We start from the raw sequence: 19,630 nt of genomic DNA, 5'->3' as shown, positions 1-19,630 counted from the left end.
TCGACTCAGTAGAATTCCCGCACCAGATCAGTCGCGTCCTCGGGCGCGCCGTCAGGGATCTCGGCCATATTCTCGCTCAGCCCGTGTTCCGCGCCGTAGGCGTTGGCCTGCTCGTTCTGATAGAGCACGCCCTGATACTCCTTTTCGGGGTCGAGAATCACGTCTTGGGCCGCCTCAAGATCAGTTGGATCGTGATCGGTTTCGCCGACATCGACCAGTTCGTCGCGGAAGTAGTCGTAGGTGTCGACGTCGTTGAACGTCACACACGGGCTGAAGACGTTGACAAAGCCGAAGCCGTCGTGTTCGACGGCCTCCTGGACGATCTCGGTGTGTCGCATCGCATCCGACGAAAATGACTGGGCGATAAACGTCGCCCCCGCCGACAGCGCGAGCGCGAGCGGGTTCACGGGCGGCTGTTTCGGCCCCTCGGGTGTCGTCGACGTTTCGAAGTCCTCACGTGAGGTGGGTGAGGCTTGGCCCTTCGTCAGCCCGTAGATTCGGTTGTCCATGACGATGTAGGACATATCGACGTTCCGGCGGACGGCATGGATGAAGTGGCCCACACCGATCGAGTAGCCGTCCCCGTCGCCGCCGGCGGCCATCACCTCCAGCTCGGGGTTGGCCATCTTGACGCCTGCCGCAAGCGGGAGCGCGCGGCCGTGGACGCCGTGCAGGGCGTAGCTGTGCATGTAGGTTCCGATCTTGCCGGAACAGCCGATACCGGCGACGACGAAGGTGTTGTCAGGGTCGTTGCCGGTGTTGGCGAGTGCTTTCATCATCCCGTTCATCGTCCCGAAGTCACCGCAGCCGGGACACCAGGTCGGTTGTTTGTCGGATTTGAAGTCGGTAAATCGTACGTCTGAGCTCATTGTGGTACCTCCGGGGCCTCGGTAAGTGCCCCGCTGATTCTGTCGGCGAGTTCGTCCGCGGTAAAGCGGACGCCATTGTACTTGTTGATGCGGTTGACCCGGACGAGTGCGTCGTGTTCGATCAGGTCGGCGAACTGGCCGGTACTGTTACACTCGACGACGAGTATGTCCTCGGCGGCGTCGATGGCGTCATCTAGCTCGGGCCGCGGGAAGATGTACGGCACCGAAATAAACCGCACGTCGATCCCGTCGTCTGCGAGCATCTCGATGGCCTCGACCATCGCGCCCTCGTTCGACCCCCACGAGAGAATCAGTGTGTCGGCCTCGGCGTCGCCAAACTCTCGGGGTTGCCAGCTCTCGCGCTGTTTTGCCGTTTCGACCTTTCGGTCGCGTTTGTCGACCTGTTTGACCCGCATCTCGGTGTCCTCCGTTCGGCGGCCGAGTTCGTCGTGTTCGAGCCCGGTCGTCATATGCGCGCCGTCGTCGGTGCCGGGAACTGCCCGTGGGCTGACCCCATCGTCGGCAAGTGCGTGTGGCTGGAACTGGCCCTTCTCGTTTTGCCACTCCGCGAGGTTCTCCTCGTCGACGAGTTTTCCACGGTCGATCTCAACTTCGTCCATATCGAAGGCGTCGGGTTCGAACGTCTGCTCGGTCACTGCCAAGGAGAGATCGCCCGTGAGATACACCGGCAACTGATACTTTTCGGCAAGATTGAACGCCTCGACGGTCTTCCAGAAGCACTCGTCGATCGTTGTCGGCGCGAGGACAAAGCGCGGAATCTCGCCGTGACCGCCGTGAAGCATCGCGTTGAGGTCGCCCTGTTCCTGCTTGGTCGGCATCCCGGTCGATGGCCCGGAGCGCATGATGTTGGCGATCACCAGTGGGGTTTCTGTCGTTGCGACGAGGCCGAAGGTTTCGGCCATGAGGTCGATCCCCGGCCCGGAGGTTGCGGTCATCGCTCTCGCGCCCGCTCGTGCGGCTCCGAGTGCCATATTGATCGCCGAGAGCTCGTCTTCGGCCTGGACGACGTGACCGCCGTACCCCTCGATGCGGCCCTTCAGATACTCCATCACGTCGGTCGCGGGTGTGATCGGATAGCCGGCGTAGTAGCGACAGCCGGCGGCGATCGCCCCCATCCCGATGGCCTCGTCGCCGTTCAGTAGGACGTAGTCGTTGTCGGTCGTTTCGAGATCGTACTTAAACTCGTGGTCGTCGGTGTCCTCAACGTGGGCTTTGCCTTTCCGGGCGGCGTCCTTGTTGTTCTCGACGAGCTTCTGGCCTTTCGCACCGAACCGTTTTTCGAGCGCGCTGTCGAGGTTCTCGATCGGAAAGTCGGTGACCGCACAGGCCGCCCCGAGAGCGACGACGTTTCGCATGATCGCGCCGCCGGCCTCCTCGGCGAGCCGTTTCAACGGCACGTCAAGGCCGACGACATCCTCGGGGATCGGCGCGTCCTCCATTGTGGTGCGCTCGCCGTCGTAGATGATGACTGAGCCATCATGGAGTTCATCAAGATTCTCCTCGATGGTTCGCGGCGTCAACGCGATCAGCACGTCGAGGCGGTTGACGACACTCTGCACCCGGTCGACCGACGTGCGGATCTTGTATGCTGTGTATCCGCCGCGGATACGTGAGGCGAAATCCTTCGAGGTGAACACGTGGCGGCCGGCCCGCGAGAGTGCCTGAGCGAAGATCTTCCCCGTGGAGTCGATGCCGTCGCCGGCCTCGCCGCCGACAGCCCAGTTGAAATCCGCAGGCATTGGTAGTGGTCGACCTACTTCACCACAAATCAAAAGCCTTCTGGAACACCACCCGCCGAACCGCCAGCATCCCCCAGTTCTGTCCGGCGATGGACAAACGAAGCGACTGTTTTCAACTGTTTTTGCTTTCATCGGTAATATCACCGCGTTGCGTGCGGCTCCACCGGGAGCAAAGAGCCTTTGCCGTCGCTCCCGAAGCAAACGTATGGATGCGACGGTACCGGTCACTGACGTGACCGCTGTCGGCCCAGAGACGGTTGCCATCGAGTTTGAGAGCCCCGAGGGATTCGACGCCCAGCCGGGACAGTTCGTCAAGCTGCTGGCAACTGTCGACGGTGAGGACTACGCCCGGTTTTATACGCTGTCCTCGCCCGACATGGCCGGCACCTTCGAGATCACAGTCGAGATCGACCCAGACGAAAGCGGCCCGTTTAGCGATCATCTCGCCGATCTGACAGCCGGCGACGAGATCGAGATGAGCGGCCCGTTCGGTGCTGAATACTACGAGGGTGAAGCCCGTGTCGTCGTGTTGGCCGGCGGCCCTGGCGTCGGTCCGGCCGTTGGGATCGGCGAACGCGCACACGAGGACGGCAACGCGGTACATCTCGTCTATCGCGCCACCGACCCGGTACACGAACCACGGCTGTCGGCACTCGATTCGGCTGGTGCAACCGTCACGATCACTGACGCCGACAGCTTTGCTGCTGCTGTCGACGAGGCACTCACCACCACCGACGACGAACAGGCGTTTGTCTATGGGTTTGATTCCTTCGTCACCGCCGCAACCGACGCCATCGACGCCGCTGGCGGCGACCCGGATGCCGCCAAGGTCGAAAACTTCGGTTAGTCGCCGCTGTTGACCGCGACACCTGTTCCGCCATCAGGCTGTGATTGTGCGTCGCCGCCGGCCTGCGGGAGCCGGAGAGCGATCCGTGTGCCGGGGTCGGCGTCGTTAATATGGATATCGCCGCCGAGCAGCGACATCGCCCAGTAGACCAGCCACAGCCCGAGCCCCGTTCCGTGTTGCAGTGGCGTCTCCTCGCCGCTTTCGATCGCCTTTCGTTCGTGTTTCGGGATGCCGGGGCCGTTGTCGGTGATCACGATCTCAACGGCCTGCTCACCGTCGCGTGTGACCGTCTCGGTGGTTAACGTCACCTCCGGCGTCGACCGGTTGTTGTGGACGACGGCGTTGTTGACCAGCTCTGCGAGAGCCATCTTCAGCCGCACGTCGGCGTTGACGTACAGCGATTGCTCGGGAGCGTCGACGACGACGCGCGCGTCAGGGTGGCACTCCTCAAGCTCGTTTGAGACCCGCATGAGCAACGCTTGGATGTCGCAGGCCGTCGTCGTCGACCGCCCCTGATCGAACAGCGAGCGGACGGTGACCGCCTTCTCGCTGAGTGCCTCAAGATTCGACACCCGGCGTTCGATCCTCTTGACGTGGCTTTGGAGTTCATCGTCCTCAATCGCTGCGTTGAGCATCGCCGCGTTGCCATCGATCACGTTCAGGGCGTTCCGGAGATTGTGGCGTAACACTCGATTGAGTACGTCTAACTGCTGATCTCGCTCTTTTCGCGCTGTGATGTCCTGAAGCGCGAGCTCAAACACCGGGCCGTCGTCGGTTTCGGTGACGATACCGGAAACCTCACCCCAGATCTGGTTGCCGTCGGCGGTCTCAAACTGGAGTTCGACGTTGTCGACAGTTCCTTCCTCCAGCAGTCGGTCGCTGAAGGCCGCCCGCTCGTCGGGGTCGGCGTAGATCTCGCTGACCGACCGGTTCTCGAAGTAGGCCTTCGAGTCGGCCTCAAGGATGTCGACCAGCCCTTGGTTGACTAGCTTGAACTCGCCATCAGGCCCCGGCGTTGTCCGATAGACGCCGATCGGGAGATTCTCGACGAGTCGCTCGTATCGCCGCAGCTCATCTGCCCGGCGTTTCTGGTCGGTGATATCGACATAGAGGTGGATGTACTCGTCAGCCTGGTCGCCCGCAACGGGGACGCCATGGAAGAGGAACTCCTCGGTGCCATCGACGGTCTCACAGCTCGTTTCGGTGGTGATCCGGTGGTCGCCGTCGTCGGTGTCGATCGGGCGACTGTGCTGTGTCGATTCGCCGGTGTCGGTGATCTCGGGCACCATCGCGGTGCCGGGTGTCTCGTCGGTGTCGCCGAACGTTCGCTCAAACTCGGCGTTGCTGGCGATGATTTCCTCGGTGCCATCCTCGACGACGGTGTCGGCGACTGGCTCGGGGATGGCGTCGAAGACGGCCTCAAACCGGTTGCGCTGCTCGCGGAGTTGACGTTCGACGAGCTTGTTCCGGCAGGCCTCAGCAAGCTTCTCGTTGAGCGGCGTCAACGCCGACCGCGTCGCGGTATCGATCTCTCCGCCCTGTTTGCCGATGACGAGCGCGCCAAAGTCAGGCAGCGAAAACAGATAGCAGTGATCCCCGGCGGTCGGCTCGGTGTGGCTGGGGAACCCATCGCTCGATAGCTCCGCAAGTCGCTCGATCCCGGCCGACAGTAAGGCGTTGCCCGCCGGATCGGCTGGGATCGTCGCCGTCGGCGTATAGCCGGTCTCGGTTGCTCGGAAGATGCCGCCGACCGAGCAGTTCAGCTTGCGGAGATAGCCCGCCAACGCGGCGTCGGCGGTTTCCGTGAGCGTCTCTTTGCCGCCGATCGTGAGCGCGATCTCATAGAGGGCTTGTACCCGCTGTTGGCGCTCAGGCACTGTCGCTCACCGCCGCGACAACCGCTGTTTTGTTGTAGTAGTCCAGATGGCCGGTGCCGTCGTTGGCGATCTCGCCGATCGTCAGCGCGCCAACCATCGGCCAGCCGTCGTCGTTGATCGCTGCGACCTCCCGCTCGAAGATCTCATCCAGATACAGCTGCCGGGAGATACAATCGAACACACAAAGAGTTCCCGCGCTGTCGGTGATCGGCTCCTCCGTGAGAGCGGTTTCGGCTGCCTGTTCGGCGGCACCGATCAGCGAGTCGGGGTCGCCGGCCAGCACCGTTACAAACTCCCCTTCGGGGACAGGCCCGAAACAGGAGATGGCGTCGCCGTCGACGGCGAAGGGGTCGCGGACGATCGGCTCGCCATCCAGCCGGCTGATGCCGAACGGGTGGGCGGTTGCCGTCTCAAAAAAGTCCTCGCGGTGTAACGTCGTGTCGGTGTTGGTCTCGATCGCCTCCTGGTAGACCTCACACGCTGGTTCGCCGTCGAGTTCGCGGATCATCCCACCGTCGGCGTCGGTAACGCGAAACGGTCCGGCGACCTCGTTCCAGCCGTGGCGGACGCCGATCCCGATCGGTTGGTCGATGGTAACCATCACGGCTGCGTCCTTGATGACGCCATCGCCGGTAAACAGACACGGCTCGTCGCCGCCGTCGAGGCGGCCAGCCCCGCCGCCGACAACGCTGAGCCCGACGCTGTAGGTGCGGAACAGCGCGTCGATCAGCGATCCCACCCCGTTGGCGTCGGCGTGGGCGTCGACAAAGACGAAGGCGGCCTCCGAGCCCTCCGCCGGCAGCGTCGCATCAAGATCGTCGTCGGCCTCGCTCAGCTCGGAGACGACGGTGACCGTCGGCGCTGTTGGAAGGCCGATCGCCAGCACCCCCGACGCTCGCGGCTCGCCGTCAACGATCACCTGTGGAAACAGCCCGCCACAGACCGGCACCGACATCGACCTCAGTGTGGTCTCGAAGTCATCGGTGGTGATATCGACCGATGGTGTCGCCAACACTAGCAGTCCTCGGACATGCTCCTGTGTCGCTAGACTGGTCAGCTCATTTCGGAGGGCATCACCGGTCGCCGAGCTGTAAGCGAGTTTCATCAATTATCTGTTCTTATTAGTTATTATACTAAGATCTTACGACAGCTGTTGACATATGACGATGCTGTAGCAGCTAATGACACAGACACGGTCGCTGTCAGCGCGCGTTTGGCTGTCTCTGATCGGGCGGACACACCACTGATACCGCCGTTTGCATGGGGTTTCGTTGCTATCGCCTCTGCACTGAGTTCTCACCCGCTGCGAGATGGTGGGTAGATTTATCATGGATAATCAACTGAAATCAGACACAATGGCTGATCCCGATGTCGACCTCGAAGCGAGACTTGCCGAACAGGATTCCTTCGAACCGCCGGCTGATTTCGTCGAGCAGGCGAACGCTACCGATCCCGGCATCTACGACGAGTTCGATGAGAACTGGCCGGACTGCTGGACGCGAGCAGCCGACATGCTCGATTGGGACACCGAGTACACCGAGATTCTCGACGACAGCAACCCCCCGTTCTACGAGTGGTTTGCCGACGGCGAACTGAACGCCGCGGCAAACTGTCTTGATCGCCATCTCGACGAGCGCGGCGACGAGGCCGCCATCGAGTGGGTCGGCGAACCAACCGATGAGGCCAACCGCACCTACACCTACGCGGAACTCCACCGCGAGGTCAACGAGTTCGCCGCCGCCCTCCGCGATCTCGGCGTCGAGGAGGACGATATCGTCACCCTGTATATGCCGATGATCCCGGAACTCCCGGTAGCCATGCTTGCCTGCGCGCGGATCGGCGCGCCGCATTCGGTCGTTTTCGCGGGCTTTTCAGCCGACGCGCTGGCAACCCGGATGAACGCCGCCGACTCCGAGTATCTGGTCACCTGTGACGGCTACTACCGCCGCGGCGATCCGTTGAACCACCTTGAAAAAGCAACGACGGGGCTGGCTAATGTCGACCACGACACCGACACGGTCGTCGTCAACCGTCTTCCCGACAACGATGGCTTCGATCACGATCTTTCGGGGCATACCACTTACGCCGACCTCGTCGCCGCCCACGACGGCGAGACGGTCGACCCCGTTTCCCGCAGTGCGGAGGATATGCTGTTTTTGATGTACACCTCCGGAACGACCGGCCAGCCGAAAGGGGTCAAACACACGACGGGTGGCTACCTCTCGTGGGCAACGTGGACCTCGCATGCCGTTCTCGACGTCAAACCTGAGGACACCTACTTCTGTGCGGCCGATATCGGCTGGATCACCGGTCACTCCTACATCGTCTACGGGCCGCTCGCCTTGGGCACGACGACGATGATGTACGAGGGGACGCCGGATTATCCCGATCGCCACCGGCTGTGGGAGATTATCGAGGAGTACGAAGCCAACCAGCTGTACACCGCGCCGACGGCGATCCGCTCGTTCATGAAGTGGGGCACGGAGTACCCCGACGCGCATGACCTCTCCTCGTTGCGGCTGCTCGGCACCGTCGGCGAGCCGATCAACCCACGCGCATGGAAGTGGTACTACACACACATCGGCGATGAGTCCTGCCCCGTCGTCGACACCTGGTGGCAGACCGAAACCGGCGGGATGATGCTGACGACGCTGCCGGCGATCGGCGAGATGAAACCCGGTTCGGCGGGCCCGCCGTTGCCGGGGGTCAGCGCGGATATCGTTGATGTCCGCGGAAGCCCGATCGGGGCTGGTGAGGCCGGCTATCTCGTCGTCAACAAGCCGTGGCCCGGCATGCTGCGTACGCTGTACAACAACGACGACCGATTTATCAACGAGTACTGGCGGGAGTACTCACAGGTCGACAGCGACGAGTCGGCGGACTGGGTATACTTCCCCGAGGACGGCGCGAAACTCGACGCCGACGGCTACGTCACTGTTCTCGGTCGTGTCGACGACGTACTCAACGTGTCGGGCCACCGCCTCGGCACGATGGAGATCGAATCCGCGATCGTCGGCGTTGAGGGTGTTGCCGAAGCCGCCGTCGTCGGTGGCGACCACGAGATCAAAGGCGAGGCGGTCTACGCCTACGTCATTACTGAGGATGGCCACAAGGAGGACGAGGCGCTCCGCGAGCGAGTCATCGAAGGCGTCGAAGATGCGATCGGCCCGATCGCTCGCCCGGAAACGGTCGTCTTCACGCCGGAGCTTCCGAAAACCCGCTCGGGGAAGATCATGCGTCGCCTGCTTGAAAACATCGCCAACGATGACAAACTGGGGGATACGAGCACCCTCCGCAACCCCGAGATCGTCAACGACATTCAGACCGCCACGGGCGGCGACGACTGACTCGGTCGCCACCGACGATCAGCTATTCGCCCTTTCGTTTGACAAACTCGAAGCCGTTGTCGTCGGGGTCGCCGGTGGTGAGCGCATCGCTTTCGAGCGGTTTGGTCGCTCCGTCCATCCCATCGGGATCGGCTTTGGCCGCGCTTTTGGCGATCGCCTCGGCGTTTTGGAGGTCGGCGACCCCACCCCTTCCGAGCACGGCGTCATCATCCCCGTCGTCCGCTGTGTCGCCAAGAACGAGGCTGTCAGCGATCTCCTGATACGCCGTTGCTGCTGGGCTGTCCGGATCGAACAGACAGATCGGCTGGCTCATATCCTGGGCGGCCGCGACTGTTTCATCCTCCGGCACCGCACCGATCAGGTCGGTTTCGAGGAACGTCGCCAGCCGCTCGGGCGGCGGCGCGCGGCCGGTGCCAGCCCGGACGAAGACAACGCCCATCACCTCGCCGTTGACGCGGTGAGCCAACTCGATGGTTTTCTTCCCATCGCGGATCGAGGCGACCCGCGGCGTCGAGACGATCAGCACCTCGTCGGCCAGCCGAAGCGGATAGATCGTCTCAGGGCTGACGCCGGCGGCGGTATCAAGCAGCACAAAATCGTAGGCCGGTCGAAGGCTCCGGATTACCGGCGCCAGCGCGGCGACGTTGATCGCGTTGAACTCCGCCAACTCGGTGCCCGACGGCAGGACGTGCATGCGGTCGTCGATCGGATACAGTGCCTCCGTTGTTGGGGCGGTGCCGGATAACACGTCGTGGAGGGTTCGTTCGGGTTCAAACTGCAGGAAGTCGACGATGTTCGCCATCGCCAAATCGAGCTCGACAACGGCCACTGTCTGGCCGGCGTGGGCGAGTGCCACCCCTAGGTTGATCGCGGTCGTCGTCTTCCCAACGCCGCCTTTCGCCCCCGCGACCGCAATGACGCGCCCGTCACCCATAGTCGCCACTCGCGCCGACACGGGCATAAATCCATGTTATTAACATGTCACAGACTGGAAGGGTCACCCGGTCGTCGCGCCGCGGGTTGGGAGCCGAGTGCTACCTACAGATAGGCCGCATCCCACTGGGATGGCTTGCGGTTGTTGGCGCAGTCCTCGCAATCAAGCCGCCCCATCGGATCCATCCCGACAGCAAGACTACCACAGGCACCACAAATAAACCCGTACCGCTCGGTGCGGTCGCTGTCGGTGTAGACGACGTAGAACGGTGCAACCGAGCCATCGGCGCGCTCGTTGTATGCGGCATACCCGGTGCCGTCGGCGGTTTGCACCGCGGCGGTTAACACATCACCGTCTGCAGGGTCTGCACTCATAGCATAGTCTATCATGTACAATAACTAAAGATATGCGTCCGTTCGATAAAACTGGACAGTTGTCGGATTTACGACGGTGCTTTTTTTGTCGGCTGTTTGGCGGCCGCCACTAGTTTGTGCCGTCGTCGTTGCTCTCAGCCGTAGATTCAGTTTGCTCGTCGTCGTCAGCCGCTGATTCCGCCCGCTCGTTTGGGGTCGTTTGCGTTTCGATGGGATCCCGCTCCACATCGTCAATACGGTCGGCGACGACGGTGACGGCGATCAGGAGCACGCCGAGAAAAAGGGCGATCGTGATCGCGCCGTAGGCCGCCAGCCCGAGGCGGGTTGCGGGAAACGGGATCAGAAACAGCAACCGTGGTGGCTCAATCTCGCCGACGACACCTGCTGCAAGGTAGCCGGCGACACCGGTGAAACAGACGATGACGACGTAGATTCCAATAACGATCTGTCGCCCGCCGACGTTCGTAGCCATATCCGCTGTGCGGTCGGCAGCCGGTTACCCGTTTCGTCCGACCGGTGTCGTTTTGCCCCCGGCTGCACAACAGCATGTATGGATGACAGCGATCTACTCGGGATCGTTCTTGGCGGGATCGCGCTGATGATGTTCGTGACCGGCATTGTGCTAGTAATATAGCTGGTCAACCCCCGGTGGGCCGCCAGCAGTCGCTCACCACCCCCGCCTCGGCCGACGCACCCTCAGATACAGCCACATACCACCGGTTCACCTGACAGCGGCCACCGTCGCATCGAGTCCGAATTAATCGTCTTTTTCTCTGGGTGTGGCCCCTGATCGCCGCCTACGCAGCCGTGGTTGGCTGACCGTACAACAGCCATCGATAGTGATTATCTCAATACCGGTCGCGACGAAAGTTGTTCACTACGTCGGTGTATGGTACTAGTGCTATCAAATAAAACGACGGCGCGATACGCTCTCAGCGCCGCCAATTATACCAGTATAAAACCCGCACCGAGTCAGCTCAGTTGTCGCGCTCGTCGGTCGCCGCTGCGTCGTCAGCGACCGCCTCTGTCTCCTCGGCAGGTTCGCCGCCGTCGGTCGCGACCTCCTCGTCGCCACCGTCGGTTGCGATCTGGGTGTCGCGTTTCTGCTTGAACCACTGCCACTCGACGGTGCGAACGTTGTCTTGGTTGAGATCCCACGGATCGCCGCTTTCGACGCGTTTGCCCTCAAACCACGAGGAGACCATGTTGTACAGCCAGATGATCTGACCGATCAACAGCAGGACAGCACCGAAGGTGGCAGCCTGATGAAGCGTGGCAAACTGCGGTAGGTAGGTTGCATACCGCCGTGGCATGCCGCCGTAGCCCAGCAGGATCATCGCAAAGAACGTGATGTTGACAGCGACCATTGTGAGCCAGAAGTGCGCCTTGGCAAGACTGGCTTGGTACATCCGGTTGGTGACAAGCGGGAACCAGTAGTAGATGCCCGCGAAGATGGCGAAAGCGGTGGCACCCATCAGAATGTAGTGGAAATGCCCGACTACGTAGTAGGTGTCATGGAGCACGAGGTCGATCGGGATCGACGCGAGGAAGACGCCGGTGACACCGCCGATGATGAAATTCGAGATGAAGCCGATACAGAACAACATTGGCGTTGTCAACCGCACACGGCCGTTCCACAGCGTCGTAATCCAATTAAACGTCTTCACGGCCGAGGGGATCGCAATCGCCATTGACACCGCCATGAACGATGCTCGAATACGGGGATCGATCCCAGTCGCGAACATGTGGTGAGCCCAGACGCCGAACGATAGCACACCGATCGCCAGCGTAGAGTAGACGACAAATTTGAATCCGAAAAGTTTTCGACCCGCAAATCGCGGGAGAATGTAGCTGATGATTCCCATCGGCGGCAAGATGAGGATGTATACCTCAGGGTGGCCGAAGAACCAAAAGAGGTGTTGCCAGAGGATATTACCGCCTTCGGCGAGAAAGAAAGCGGTGCCGAAGTTCCGGTCAGCCAACAGCATCAGTAGCGCGCTGCCGAGCAGCGGGAACGCAAAGAGGATCAGTCCAGATTGTGTGAGGATCGTCCACGAGAAGATATCGAGATTCGCCCAGGAGACCTCCTCACCGCGGTGGGTGAAGATGGTGGCGATAAAGTTGATCGCGCCCATCGTCGCCGCAACCCCGGAGAGATGCAGTCCGAGCAGCATGAGGTCGACGCCACTCCCGCCGACGGCGTCAGCACTTGGCCCGGCGGCCCCAAGCGACAGCGGCGTGTACATCGTCCAGGCCGTCTGTGCAGGCCCGAACAGCCCGAACGGTTTGGCAAAAAAGCCGGCCCAGATCAGTAGCGCGGCCGGCGGCAACAGCCAGAAGGCGATGGCGTTGATCCGGGGGAATGCCATATCGTCGGCCCCGATGATCAGTGGGACGAGGTAGTTGGCGAACGCCGCGATGATCGGCGTTCCGAAGAGGAACAGCATCGTGATTCCATGGCTAGTCAACAGAGAATTATACATTGCTGTCCCAAGTATCGAGTTGGCCGTGATGAGATCAAGCCGCATCACCATCACCATCAGCCCGGCGACCACAAAGGCGGTAGTGCCGAACAACCCGTAGAGGATGCCGATATCCTTGTGATCGACGGTCGTTAGCCACCGGACGATCCCGGCCGGTTTCTCTTCGTCGATGTAACTGGAGTCCTCGATGAGGGAGCCCCCACCGCCGACAGGGGTGTACGACCGCCAGTTCTCGATTCGCGTGAGGAACGTGGCGACCGCGACGAGGAACACCCCCATCAGCACGGTCACTGCGATCTGCGCGTTGAGTTCCATACGTCCGATATAGATATCGCACCCTAAGAATGATTCGGGTCTCGTCGGCTGTTCAGTGGATGGGCGTTCGCTGGATTCGTTGTCTTCCTTTCCATCTTGCTCCGGTTTTCTGCTGGTGAACGTATACCTGAAACTGACAGTGTAACAAACCACGGAAACGGATTTATACACTGACCGATTCAATTAACTGACAACTGGGGGACACAGATGGGGGTCAAACAGCTACTGAAAGATTACGAGGATCGGTTTCCGGACGGAACCATCTCCGAGATCTCACTTGCCATTACTAACCAAACCGATCGCTCCGTTGCGGCGGTCAACAAGACACTCTCTACGCAGCTGGCAACAGGGTTCGCCAACACTGATATCCCCAATACCGCAGACGTTCGCTATCGTGTCCGGCAGTGGAAACAGCTCTGTGCCGAACTCAACGGGCTCGATCAACAGCATCTGCAACTCCGAAAATACGAGACTCGTGGTCAGACACAAGACCAGCCAACCCCACAGCGAGCGGCAGCGACTGACAGTCGATTGGTGCGACCACCAACCTGCGTCGGCGACGGATCGGTGACGGCCTACACCCTGCCGTCCGGTACGCAGGCGATCGTGCTTCGGCGCGCTCCCCGCTCAGCGACGACAACTCGCAGCCGACGAGGGGGACACTACCGCGGCAGTTTTGAGGTCTTTTTCACCGAGCGCCTCACCGCCTTCTACACACAGCAACTGAAACCGCTGGGCTGGCGGTGTCCGGATGACGTTCCTGCGTCCAAACCACGGTCGACGCGGACGCGCTAACCGTCGGTCGACTGCTCGCCGCTATTTGAGTTCCGCGTCCTCCAAGGCCTCATTCAGATCCGAACGCACGCGTTCACCCATCTCCAGATCAGGCGCGGTTGTCACCAACCGGTTTTCCTGCACGCTTGAGCCATCCCGCAGCAACATCCGCACGTTGCCGTTGTGGTCAGCGCGAGTGATCTTCGCGCGAAGACTGCTCTGTGAGCCCGTGCCGCCGGCATCGATCGGCCCGGGGATGATCTTCTTGATGTGGGGATGGTCGGCGACGATGCTGATGGCGTTGCGGCCGGCGCGGTCGCCGATGATCGTCGAGTGGCTGCCGCCGATCTTCTCGCGTGGTGGGATGTCGACGACCGCAAGCGCTGACTCGCCGCGGCGGTTGCGCACCGTCTCGACAGGGGTCTCGTCGGGCACCCGATAAAACTCGTAGTGGAGTTGTTTGCGGGTCTCCCGCAGCGGGTCGCGCTCGCCGGCGGCAAAAACTGTTTCTGGTCGTTTTCGACGGATCTCATCGGCGACCCGGCCAGCGAAGTTCCGGAGTTCGACGACGGTCGCTCGGTCGTCGTGGGTATCGTCCATCTCTGGGACGGTCGTGATCGTCGTCTCGCCGACGACCGTCTCGTCGTCGAACATCGTCAACGTCGCCGCATCGCGCTCGAAGACGGCGACGACGGCATCGCAGTTGGCGGTGTCACAGACCAAGCAGTAATCACCTGGGCGATCGACATCGGTGTGACACTGCCGGCACTCCATAGCTGTCTGTATCCCGTGGAGCCTAAAACGCCGTTCGGTTGCGGCTGCCGTCCGATCACGCGAGCGGGGTCGACGACGCCACCTGTAGCCCGGTCATCACGCCGTAGCCGACGGCAAACGATAGCCCAAGCGAACCGGTCCACGCGCCGACGGTGACCAGCAGTTTTCGGGGGTCGACCGCCGATCCGCCGCCGACAGCCGCGCCGCCGCCGACGATCCCGCTGACGATGATCTCGTTGAACGAGACCGGGACGCCCAACAGCACCGCCACCTGTGCGATCAGAAACGCCGGGACGAGCGCGGCGATCGACCGCCGAGGACCGAGATCGGAGTAGTCCTGGGCGAGTGATTTGATCATGCGTGGCGCGCCGAGCCACGAGCCTGCAAGGATGCCGAGCCCGCCGCCAGCGAGAATGATCGCGGGTGAGAGAGCACCAACCGTTGAAACCAGCGGCAACAGCGGTCCGACCGCGAGCCCGACCTGACTACCGCCCGCCGAAAAGGCGACCAACGACCCCAACACGAGCAAGACGTGTCGCAGCCCGCCGGCCTCATCGCGGCTGATATCCCAGCGAACGAGCGCGGCGATCCCCACGGCGACCACGGCGGCAACACCGGCGGTTGTGCCCAGTCCGCCCCCAACTTGCCGACCAACCGCGCCCGTGAGCGATCCCACCGTGCCGTTGGGGCCGAGAAACGCGAACTCGACGTTTGCGAGAACGACGCCGACCACGGCGGCCAACACGGGGACGGTGACCGTCTCGGGAGCGTCGGGCCGCGGCAACACACTGGCGATCCCGTAGGCGACCCCGCCGCCGACGATCGGTGTTAACACCCAGACGGCACCGACCTGCTGGTAGGTTTCCCAGGCGGGCGCGCCCCCAATCGCCAGCCCGACGCCGACGACCGCGCCGGTGACGGTGAAGGCCGTGGCGATCGGATACCCGGTGTGGATGCCAACGGCCATCAGCCCGGCTCCGACGAGCAAGATGACGATCACGCCGACCGCGGGAATCTCAACGCCGCCGATCAGGCCGCCCCCGACGGTCGCCGAGACGTTGGTGCCTTGGGTGATCGCGCCGGCAAACCCGAGCAGGCCGACGATGAAGGCGGCCTGCATCGTCGGGATGGCGTTGGCTCCGACCGCCGGCGCGAAGGGGGTCGCCCCGCTTGAGCCGGCCCCGATCACCCACGCCATGAACAGACTGGCGAGTCCGGCGACGAGAAACAACGCGATAGCTGCGAGTTCCATGATATGTGTGAAAATCGTATGGGCAGCCGTCAGTCCGCGCTCGCGGGTGCGCCGTCGGACTGTGCGGTGTGACTCCGCCAGACGCCCTGGGCGTACGCGCCGATGAACATGCCACCGATCGCCCACAGGATCGGGAGGTTGCCGACGCCGAGGCTGGCGTAGCCCGCGCCCGGACAGATGCCCGACAGCCCCCAGCCGACGCCGAAGATACCGCCGCCGACCAACACGTTGCGATCGAAGTGTTTCAGCCGGCGACCGAAGCTGTCACCGGTCAGCGGTGCGCGGTCGAACAGTCGTGGGACAACGCTGTAGGCGAGCCCGGTGACCGCTGCGCCGCCGAACATGACAAACAGCAGCCCGAAATCCTCGAACTGCAGGAAGTCAAGCACGACCTCAGGGCGGGCCATGTGGCTGTAACCCAGTCCGAAGCCGAATATCAGCCCGCCGACGAGGATCAACGGCATGAAAAGCGGGTGTCGGCCCTCGTTGCCCCCGGCGGTGCTCATGGCGTCACCCCCAGTGCGGCGACGACTTGAGCGGTGATGATCGCGGTCAACAGGAAGGCGAGTACCCCCGCTATCGACGTTTTTGACGCCGAACCGACGCCACAGACGCCGTGGCCGGAGGTACAGCCCTTCCCGATCCGGGTGCCGATCCCGACGAAGATCCCGCCGACCAGGAGTCGCCACGGGGCCACATCGGTCGTCCACGCCCCGCCCTGAAAGACGACGGCGTAGACGGCCGCCCCGAGGATAATCCCTAGCGTAAAGACCAGCCGCCAGTCACGCGATCGGACATACCGACTGAACCGCGAGCGATCAGAGACGTACGACAGCGTCGACTCGAGAAAGGTACTTGCTCCGGCGTTGATCGCGGTGCCCGCGTAGATCGCCGCCGCGCCGACCCCGACGAACAGCCCGCCGATCGCATACCGGCTGACCCCGTTCGGGAATAGCTCGGTGAGCAACTGAATGGTGAGGAGATCAGCTACCATCGATCGAGCTAGTCTCCCGCCATCGATTCTTGGCTGGCTGCACAGTTGTTCGGGCCGAGCTCAAGACTGAAGGCTTCCTCATCGTCGACCGTCTGTTGGCCGAGGTTGGTTTCGATGATATCGATGTAGTTGGCCGGCCGGGGCGGCATATCCGCCAAGATTTCGTCGACGAACTCGTCTTTCGGCAGCGTTAGCGCGTCCATCTCCTCGACGAGCTCGCCGATCGGGGCGGTGTAGGTGCTGTCGGCGGCTGGCTCGGCGGCATCGCTGAAGTGTGCCCCGCCGATCAGTGTGTCGTCGGGCAGCATCAGCACGCGCTCCTGCAGCGAGTCGTAGAGCATCCGGGCGGCGTCGGGCGCGCCCTCATCGCCCTCTTCGAGATCCGGCCGGGCGACGCTCTCGACGAACAGCCCGTCGCCGGTCGCCAACAGCGAGTTGTCGACGAGATAGGCGGTCATCCCGGTGGTGTGGCCCGGGGTGGCGACCGTCTCGATGGTCGCGTCGCCGACCTGGAACTTGTCGCCGTCGGCGGCGGTCGTTAGCTTGTCGGCGTAGGTAACGCCGCGATCGACAGCGGCCTCGGGGACGACGCCCTCGACGCCTTTGTCATCGAGATTGCGAATCCCGCTGATGTGGTCGGCGTGGATGTGGGTGTCGAGTGCGTATTTTAGCTCGACGCCGAGTTCGTCGGCGTCGTCGAGATAGCGGTCGGTAAACGCGCGTAGCGGGTCGATGACGGCTGCCTCGCCGTCATCGTAGATGAAGTAGCCGAGACAGCCCGAGGATGGGCGTTGATACTGTAGGAGGGTGCCGGCCCCATCGTAGTCGGTGATCTCGACAGCATCGTAGAGCCGTGCCCAGCCGTTCATCCCCGCTTCGAGATGGATTGCGTCATAGTCGCGTTCGAGGAGCGTGCCGGCGACGTACTCGCTGGCACCACCCTTCGCACAGAGCACGACGAGCTCGCGGTCGTCGGGGATCTGTTCGAGCACATCGTCGTCGACCGCCTCGTCAAGGAACTCGAAATACGGGATATTGATCGACTCGACGCTCTCGTCGTCGATATGCCACTCCTCGTATTCGGCGGCCATCCGCACATCGAGGAGAGTGACCGCCTCGCCGTCGTCGATCCGGTGCTTCAGCGTTTCCGGCTCAATACTGCTCACGTCTGCGTCCGGGGTTGGAAAGTCGTCAGCGTCCATGTGAGACGTCTCACCCTACAGGACGGGGATACAAAAGAGTTTGTATAGTAATTCTCAATATATACAATACAGGTGGCTGCACTACTCTCAGGAAAAAAGTCGTCAGAACAATTAAATCACTACTTTAGAAGGTAATTTCTCTTTTTGCGTGCGCGATATCGCGGGTTTGATCGCCACAGTTGTTTGAGTGATGTACACTAATCGGTATTCTTTTATATCCTGCCCCAATATTGTAGGGTAACTCCAATACAAACGGAGTCCACACACATATGAGCGTAACCTACGACGTTACCGAGACGCTTGACGTGAAGGGTGCATCGTGTCCAATGCCGGTTGTCAAAACCAAATCCGCCATCGACAACGTGCCCGACGGCGGCGTCCTCGAAGTGTTATCGACCGACAAGGGTAGCATGAGCGACATCGACGGCTGGGCCGCCGGTACCAGCGGCGTCGAACTCCTCGAGCAGGTCGAGGACGGCGACGTGTACAAACACTACGTCGAGAAGACGGCCTAATATGAGTACCGAGCCATCCAGCACCGCCGACGGAACGCAACTCAGCACCGCCGAGCTTCAGGCTCGCATCGAGGAGTTAGAGGAGACGGTTGCTGATCTCGAAACCGACGACGAGCAACAGAAGATGACGATCGTGGCGACACAGGGTACCTTCGATATGGCCTACCCGCCGTTGATCCTGGCGAGTACCGCTGCCGCTTTCGGCTGGGATGTCGTTGTCTTTCACACGTTCTGGGGCCTCGATATCCTCCACGAGGAGAAATCAGAGAAGCTCCAGCTGTCGGCGGTTGGCAACCCCAATATGCCGATGCCGAACGCGCTGGCGGCGCTGCCGGGGATGGATCGGCTCGCCACGCGCATGATGGAGAACCGAATCGACGACAACGGCACGGCGACGATCAAGGAACTGATCGACCTTTCATTGGAGCAGGGCGTCGAGCTCCAAGCCTGCCAGATGACTATCGAGCTGATGGAGTACGACGAGGACGACTTCTACGACGACGTGACTGTCGGCGTTGGCGCGGCGACCGCCCTGCAGCACATGGCTGAATCCGATATTCAGCTGCTCGTCTAACCGGTTGATTGCAGACACAGGCTGCTACTAGACGTGCTCGCAAATCACTTCGAACGCCCAATTCTCGTCTGAGCCGACACGACCGTTTTCGGGTAGCCGATATCGGCTACCGGTAAAATCCCTCTGAGGGCCGCTAGCCAGGCAAGGACGTAGCTAAGACCGCTTATATCGCTTCGATCACCCCGCAACATCGGGAGCGTCTCATCCGAGACCACGGCGCGCGTGAAACCAAGCAACCCTTTTGCTTTCCCGGCGGCTTGCCTACATATGCCATCCGACACAGATTTCGAAGCGACGCTGGAAGCAAAAACTGTAACGTATCTTGAACAACTTGTTGACTGTACTGAACGATTGCCACCGCTACTCACCGCCTACGCTGAGGAGGATGAGTATGAGGCTATTATCGATCAGATCGAGGCGGCTGAAACCGACTGTGACCAGACGCGACGCGACATCACCGCACTGATCGCAAATGCTGGCACCCGCGAGATCGGGTTACTAAACACACCGATTAATCTCAACCAATCGGCGCTGCTTGATTTTTATAAGCAACTTGACGTTGTCGCCAACCACACTGAGCGCATCGCCCAAGAGCTGGCGATGTTACAGCCAGCACCCACAAATGACAGCTATGAGCAGTTCCGTGAGATGGCTGTTCTGATCGTTGAGATGACACAGGTGCTTATACTGATAGCTGAAAATTCATGAGGGTTGAGCCACAGTATCCAATACGGTGACA

19 protein-coding genes are annotated in these 19,630 nt (G+C 61.6%); 6 read left to right on the top strand and 13 right to left on the bottom strand.

Translation table 11 applies throughout. The features are described from left to right. Positions 1 to 5: 5 nt before the first annotated feature. Positions 6 to 869: a 2-oxoacid:ferredoxin oxidoreductase subunit beta gene (locus tag DP106_RS09455; protein ID WP_120084921.1), complete on the bottom strand. Its 864-nt coding sequence runs from the start codon at positions 867 to 869 to the stop codon at positions 6 to 8. Beyond that, positions 866 to 2,629, bottom strand: a complete 1,764-nt coding sequence (locus tag DP106_RS09450) for a 2-oxoacid:acceptor oxidoreductase subunit alpha (RefSeq protein WP_120084920.1) — start codon at positions 2,627 to 2,629, stop codon at positions 866 to 868. Before DP106_RS09450 ends, DP106_RS09455 begins: the two co-directional genes overlap by 4 nt. A 205-nt stretch (positions 2,630 to 2,834) precedes the next feature. On the opposite strand from DP106_RS09450, the gene DP106_RS09445 reads away from it, so the two are divergent. Beyond that, positions 2,835 to 3,476: an FAD-dependent oxidoreductase gene (locus DP106_RS09445; protein WP_120084918.1), complete on the top strand. Its 642-nt coding sequence runs from the start codon at positions 2,835 to 2,837 to the stop codon at positions 3,474 to 3,476. Here the strand turns inward: DP106_RS09445 and DP106_RS09440 are convergent. Together DP106_RS09440 and DP106_RS09435 are read right to left on the bottom strand one after the other, a co-directional pair. After that, positions 3,473 to 5,353 (bottom strand): sensor histidine kinase, encoded by a 1,881-nt coding sequence (locus DP106_RS09440; RefSeq protein WP_120084917.1) that lies wholly within the window; start codon positions 5,351 to 5,353, stop codon positions 3,473 to 3,475. The two genes, DP106_RS09445 and DP106_RS09440, sit on opposite strands and share 4 nt — an antisense overlap. Next, entirely contained in the window at positions 5,346 to 6,458 is a 1,113-nt protein-coding gene (locus DP106_RS09435) for an FIST signal transduction protein (RefSeq protein WP_120084916.1), read from the bottom strand. Before DP106_RS09435 ends, DP106_RS09440 begins: the two co-directional genes overlap by 8 nt. A gap of 250 nt (positions 6,459 to 6,708) precedes the next feature. Between DP106_RS09435 and acs the strand changes: the two genes are divergently transcribed. After that, positions 6,709 to 8,700: an acetate--CoA ligase gene (acs, locus tag DP106_RS09430; RefSeq protein WP_120084915.1), complete on the top strand. Its 1,992-nt coding sequence runs from the start codon at positions 6,709 to 6,711 to the stop codon at positions 8,698 to 8,700. A gap of 22 nt (positions 8,701 to 8,722) precedes the next feature. On the opposite strand, the gene DP106_RS09425 is transcribed toward acs, so the two are convergent. The 4 genes from DP106_RS09425 to DP106_RS09410 all read right to left on the bottom strand — a co-directional run bounded on the left by DP106_RS09425 (position 8,723) and on the right by DP106_RS09410 (position 12,770). Continuing rightward, positions 8,723 to 9,634 (bottom strand): MinD/ParA family ATP-binding protein, encoded by a 912-nt coding sequence (locus tag DP106_RS09425; protein ID WP_165857863.1) that lies wholly within the window; start codon positions 9,632 to 9,634, stop codon positions 8,723 to 8,725. A 104-nt stretch (positions 9,635 to 9,738) separates the two neighbouring features. Next, positions 9,739 to 10,008 (bottom strand): DUF5816 domain-containing protein, encoded by a 270-nt coding sequence (locus DP106_RS09420; RefSeq protein WP_120084912.1) that lies wholly within the window; start codon positions 10,006 to 10,008, stop codon positions 9,739 to 9,741. 109 nt (positions 10,009 to 10,117) lie between these two features. Continuing rightward, the gene (locus tag DP106_RS09415; protein ID WP_240625388.1) at positions 10,118 to 10,480 is read right to left on the bottom strand and encodes a DUF7520 family protein; all 363 of its coding nucleotides are present in this window, start codon (positions 10,478 to 10,480) and stop codon (positions 10,118 to 10,120) included. A 505-nt stretch (positions 10,481 to 10,985) separates the two neighbouring features. Further along, complete coding sequence (locus tag DP106_RS09410) at positions 10,986 to 12,770, bottom strand: cbb3-type cytochrome c oxidase subunit I (protein ID WP_120084999.1); 1,785 nt, start codon at positions 12,768 to 12,770, stop codon at positions 10,986 to 10,988. 243 nt (positions 12,771 to 13,013) lie between these two features. Here DP106_RS09410 and DP106_RS09405 point away from each other — a divergent pair, with 243 nt between their 5' ends. After that, positions 13,014 to 13,601: a hypothetical protein gene (locus DP106_RS09405; RefSeq protein WP_120084911.1), complete on the top strand. Its 588-nt coding sequence runs from the start codon at positions 13,014 to 13,016 to the stop codon at positions 13,599 to 13,601. 21 nt (positions 13,602 to 13,622) lie between these two features. Here DP106_RS09405 and DP106_RS09400 read toward each other — a convergent pair whose 3' ends face one another. Genes DP106_RS09400 through DP106_RS09380 form a run of 5 tightly spaced genes read right to left on the bottom strand, consistent with a single transcriptional unit; the run spans position 13,623 to position 17,802 of the window. Continuing rightward, positions 13,623 to 14,354 (bottom strand): DUF2103 domain-containing protein, encoded by a 732-nt coding sequence (locus DP106_RS09400; RefSeq protein ID WP_120084910.1) that lies wholly within the window; start codon positions 14,352 to 14,354, stop codon positions 13,623 to 13,625. A gap of 55 nt (positions 14,355 to 14,409) precedes the next feature. After that, positions 14,410 to 15,606, bottom strand: coding sequence for an inorganic phosphate transporter (locus tag DP106_RS09395; RefSeq protein ID WP_120084908.1), 1,197 nt, complete (start codon positions 15,604 to 15,606; stop codon positions 14,410 to 14,412). Positions 15,607 to 15,635: 29 nt separating this feature from the next. After that, positions 15,636 to 16,112 (bottom strand): DUF6691 family protein, encoded by a 477-nt coding sequence (locus tag DP106_RS09390; RefSeq protein WP_120084907.1) that lies wholly within the window; start codon positions 16,110 to 16,112, stop codon positions 15,636 to 15,638. Further along, positions 16,109 to 16,600, bottom strand: coding sequence for a YeeE/YedE family protein (locus DP106_RS09385; RefSeq protein ID WP_120084906.1), 492 nt, complete (start codon positions 16,598 to 16,600; stop codon positions 16,109 to 16,111). The genes DP106_RS09390 and DP106_RS09385 overlap by 4 nt, the downstream gene beginning before the upstream one ends. 8 nt (positions 16,601 to 16,608) lie before the next feature. Beyond that, a complete protein-coding gene (locus tag DP106_RS09380) occupies positions 16,609 to 17,802 on the bottom strand; it encodes an MBL fold metallo-hydrolase (protein WP_120084905.1) in 1,194 nt (397 codons plus the stop codon). A gap of 269 nt (positions 17,803 to 18,071) precedes the next feature. On the opposite strand from DP106_RS09380, the gene DP106_RS09375 reads away from it, so the two are divergent. The 3 genes from DP106_RS09375 (at position 18,072) to DP106_RS09365 (ending at position 19,599) form a co-directional block, all read left to right on the top strand. Further along, positions 18,072 to 18,317 (top strand): sulfurtransferase TusA family protein, encoded by a 246-nt coding sequence (locus tag DP106_RS09375; RefSeq protein ID WP_120084904.1) that lies wholly within the window; start codon positions 18,072 to 18,074, stop codon positions 18,315 to 18,317. Position 18,318: 1 nt separating this feature from the next. After that, positions 18,319 to 18,891 (top strand): DsrE/DsrF/DrsH-like family protein, encoded by a 573-nt coding sequence (locus DP106_RS09370; protein ID WP_120084902.1) that lies wholly within the window; start codon positions 18,319 to 18,321, stop codon positions 18,889 to 18,891. 267 nt (positions 18,892 to 19,158) lie between these two features. Continuing rightward, positions 19,159 to 19,599, top strand: a complete 441-nt coding sequence (locus tag DP106_RS09365) for a DUF47 family protein (RefSeq protein ID WP_120084901.1) — start codon at positions 19,159 to 19,161, stop codon at positions 19,597 to 19,599. Positions 19,600 to 19,630: the final 31 nt, after the last annotated feature.

Source organism: Halonotius pteroides (assembly GCF_003605635.1).
GTDB lineage: Archaea > Halobacteriota > Halobacteria > Halobacteriales > Haloferacaceae > Halonotius > Halonotius pteroides.
Note: the sequence above shows the minus strand (reverse complement) of the source record. Positions and strands in the feature narration are given on the sequence as shown.

What these genes read in the sequence shown, in the direction of transcription:
- DP106_RS09420 (WP_120084912.1), bottom strand. Translation starts at nt 10,008, where the DNA reads ATGAGTGCAGACCCTGCAGACGGTGATGTGTTAACCGCCGCGGTGCAA.
- DP106_RS09370 (WP_120084902.1), top strand. Translation starts at nt 18,319, where the DNA reads ATGAGTACCGAGCCATCCAGCACCGCCGACGGAACGCAACTCAGCACC.
- DP106_RS09435 (WP_120084916.1), bottom strand. Translation starts at nt 6,458, where the DNA reads ATGAAACTCGCTTACAGCTCGGCGACCGGTGATGCCCTCCGAAATGAG.
- DP106_RS09380 (WP_120084905.1), bottom strand. Translation starts at nt 17,802, where the DNA reads ATGGACGCTGACGACTTTCCAACCCCGGACGCAGACGTGAGCAGTATT.
- DP106_RS09455 (WP_120084921.1), bottom strand. Translation starts at nt 869, where the DNA reads ATGAGCTCAGACGTACGATTTACCGACTTCAAATCCGACAAACAACCG.
- DP106_RS09405 (WP_120084911.1), top strand. Translation starts at nt 13,014, where the DNA reads ATGGGGGTCAAACAGCTACTGAAAGATTACGAGGATCGGTTTCCGGAC.
- DP106_RS09365 (WP_120084901.1), top strand. Translation starts at nt 19,159, where the DNA reads ATGCCATCCGACACAGATTTCGAAGCGACGCTGGAAGCAAAAACTGTA.
- DP106_RS09425 (WP_165857863.1), bottom strand. Translation starts at nt 9,634, where the DNA reads ATGGGTGACGGGCGCGTCATTGCGGTCGCGGGGGCGAAAGGCGGCGTT.
- DP106_RS09390 (WP_120084907.1), bottom strand. Translation starts at nt 16,112, where the DNA reads ATGAGCACCGCCGGGGGCAACGAGGGCCGACACCCGCTTTTCATGCCG.
- DP106_RS09375 (WP_120084904.1), top strand. Translation starts at nt 18,072, where the DNA reads ATGAGCGTAACCTACGACGTTACCGAGACGCTTGACGTGAAGGGTGCA.
- DP106_RS09445 (WP_120084918.1), top strand. Translation starts at nt 2,835, where the DNA reads ATGGATGCGACGGTACCGGTCACTGACGTGACCGCTGTCGGCCCAGAG.
- DP106_RS09400 (WP_120084910.1), bottom strand. Translation starts at nt 14,354, where the DNA reads ATGGAGTGCCGGCAGTGTCACACCGATGTCGATCGCCCAGGTGATTAC.
- DP106_RS09395 (WP_120084908.1), bottom strand. Translation starts at nt 15,606, where the DNA reads ATGGAACTCGCAGCTATCGCGTTGTTTCTCGTCGCCGGACTCGCCAGT.
- acs (WP_120084915.1), top strand. Translation starts at nt 6,709, where the DNA reads ATGGCTGATCCCGATGTCGACCTCGAAGCGAGACTTGCCGAACAGGAT.
- DP106_RS09450 (WP_120084920.1), bottom strand. Translation starts at nt 2,629, where the DNA reads ATGCCTGCGGATTTCAACTGGGCTGTCGGCGGCGAGGCCGGCGACGGC.
- DP106_RS09385 (WP_120084906.1), bottom strand. Translation starts at nt 16,600, where the DNA reads ATGGTAGCTGATCTCCTCACCATTCAGTTGCTCACCGAGCTATTCCCG.
- DP106_RS09415 (WP_240625388.1), bottom strand. Translation starts at nt 10,480, where the DNA reads ATGGCTACGAACGTCGGCGGGCGACAGATCGTTATTGGAATCTACGTC.
- DP106_RS09410 (WP_120084999.1), bottom strand. Translation starts at nt 12,770, where the DNA reads ATGGGGGTGTTCCTCGTCGCGGTCGCCACGTTCCTCACGCGAATCGAG.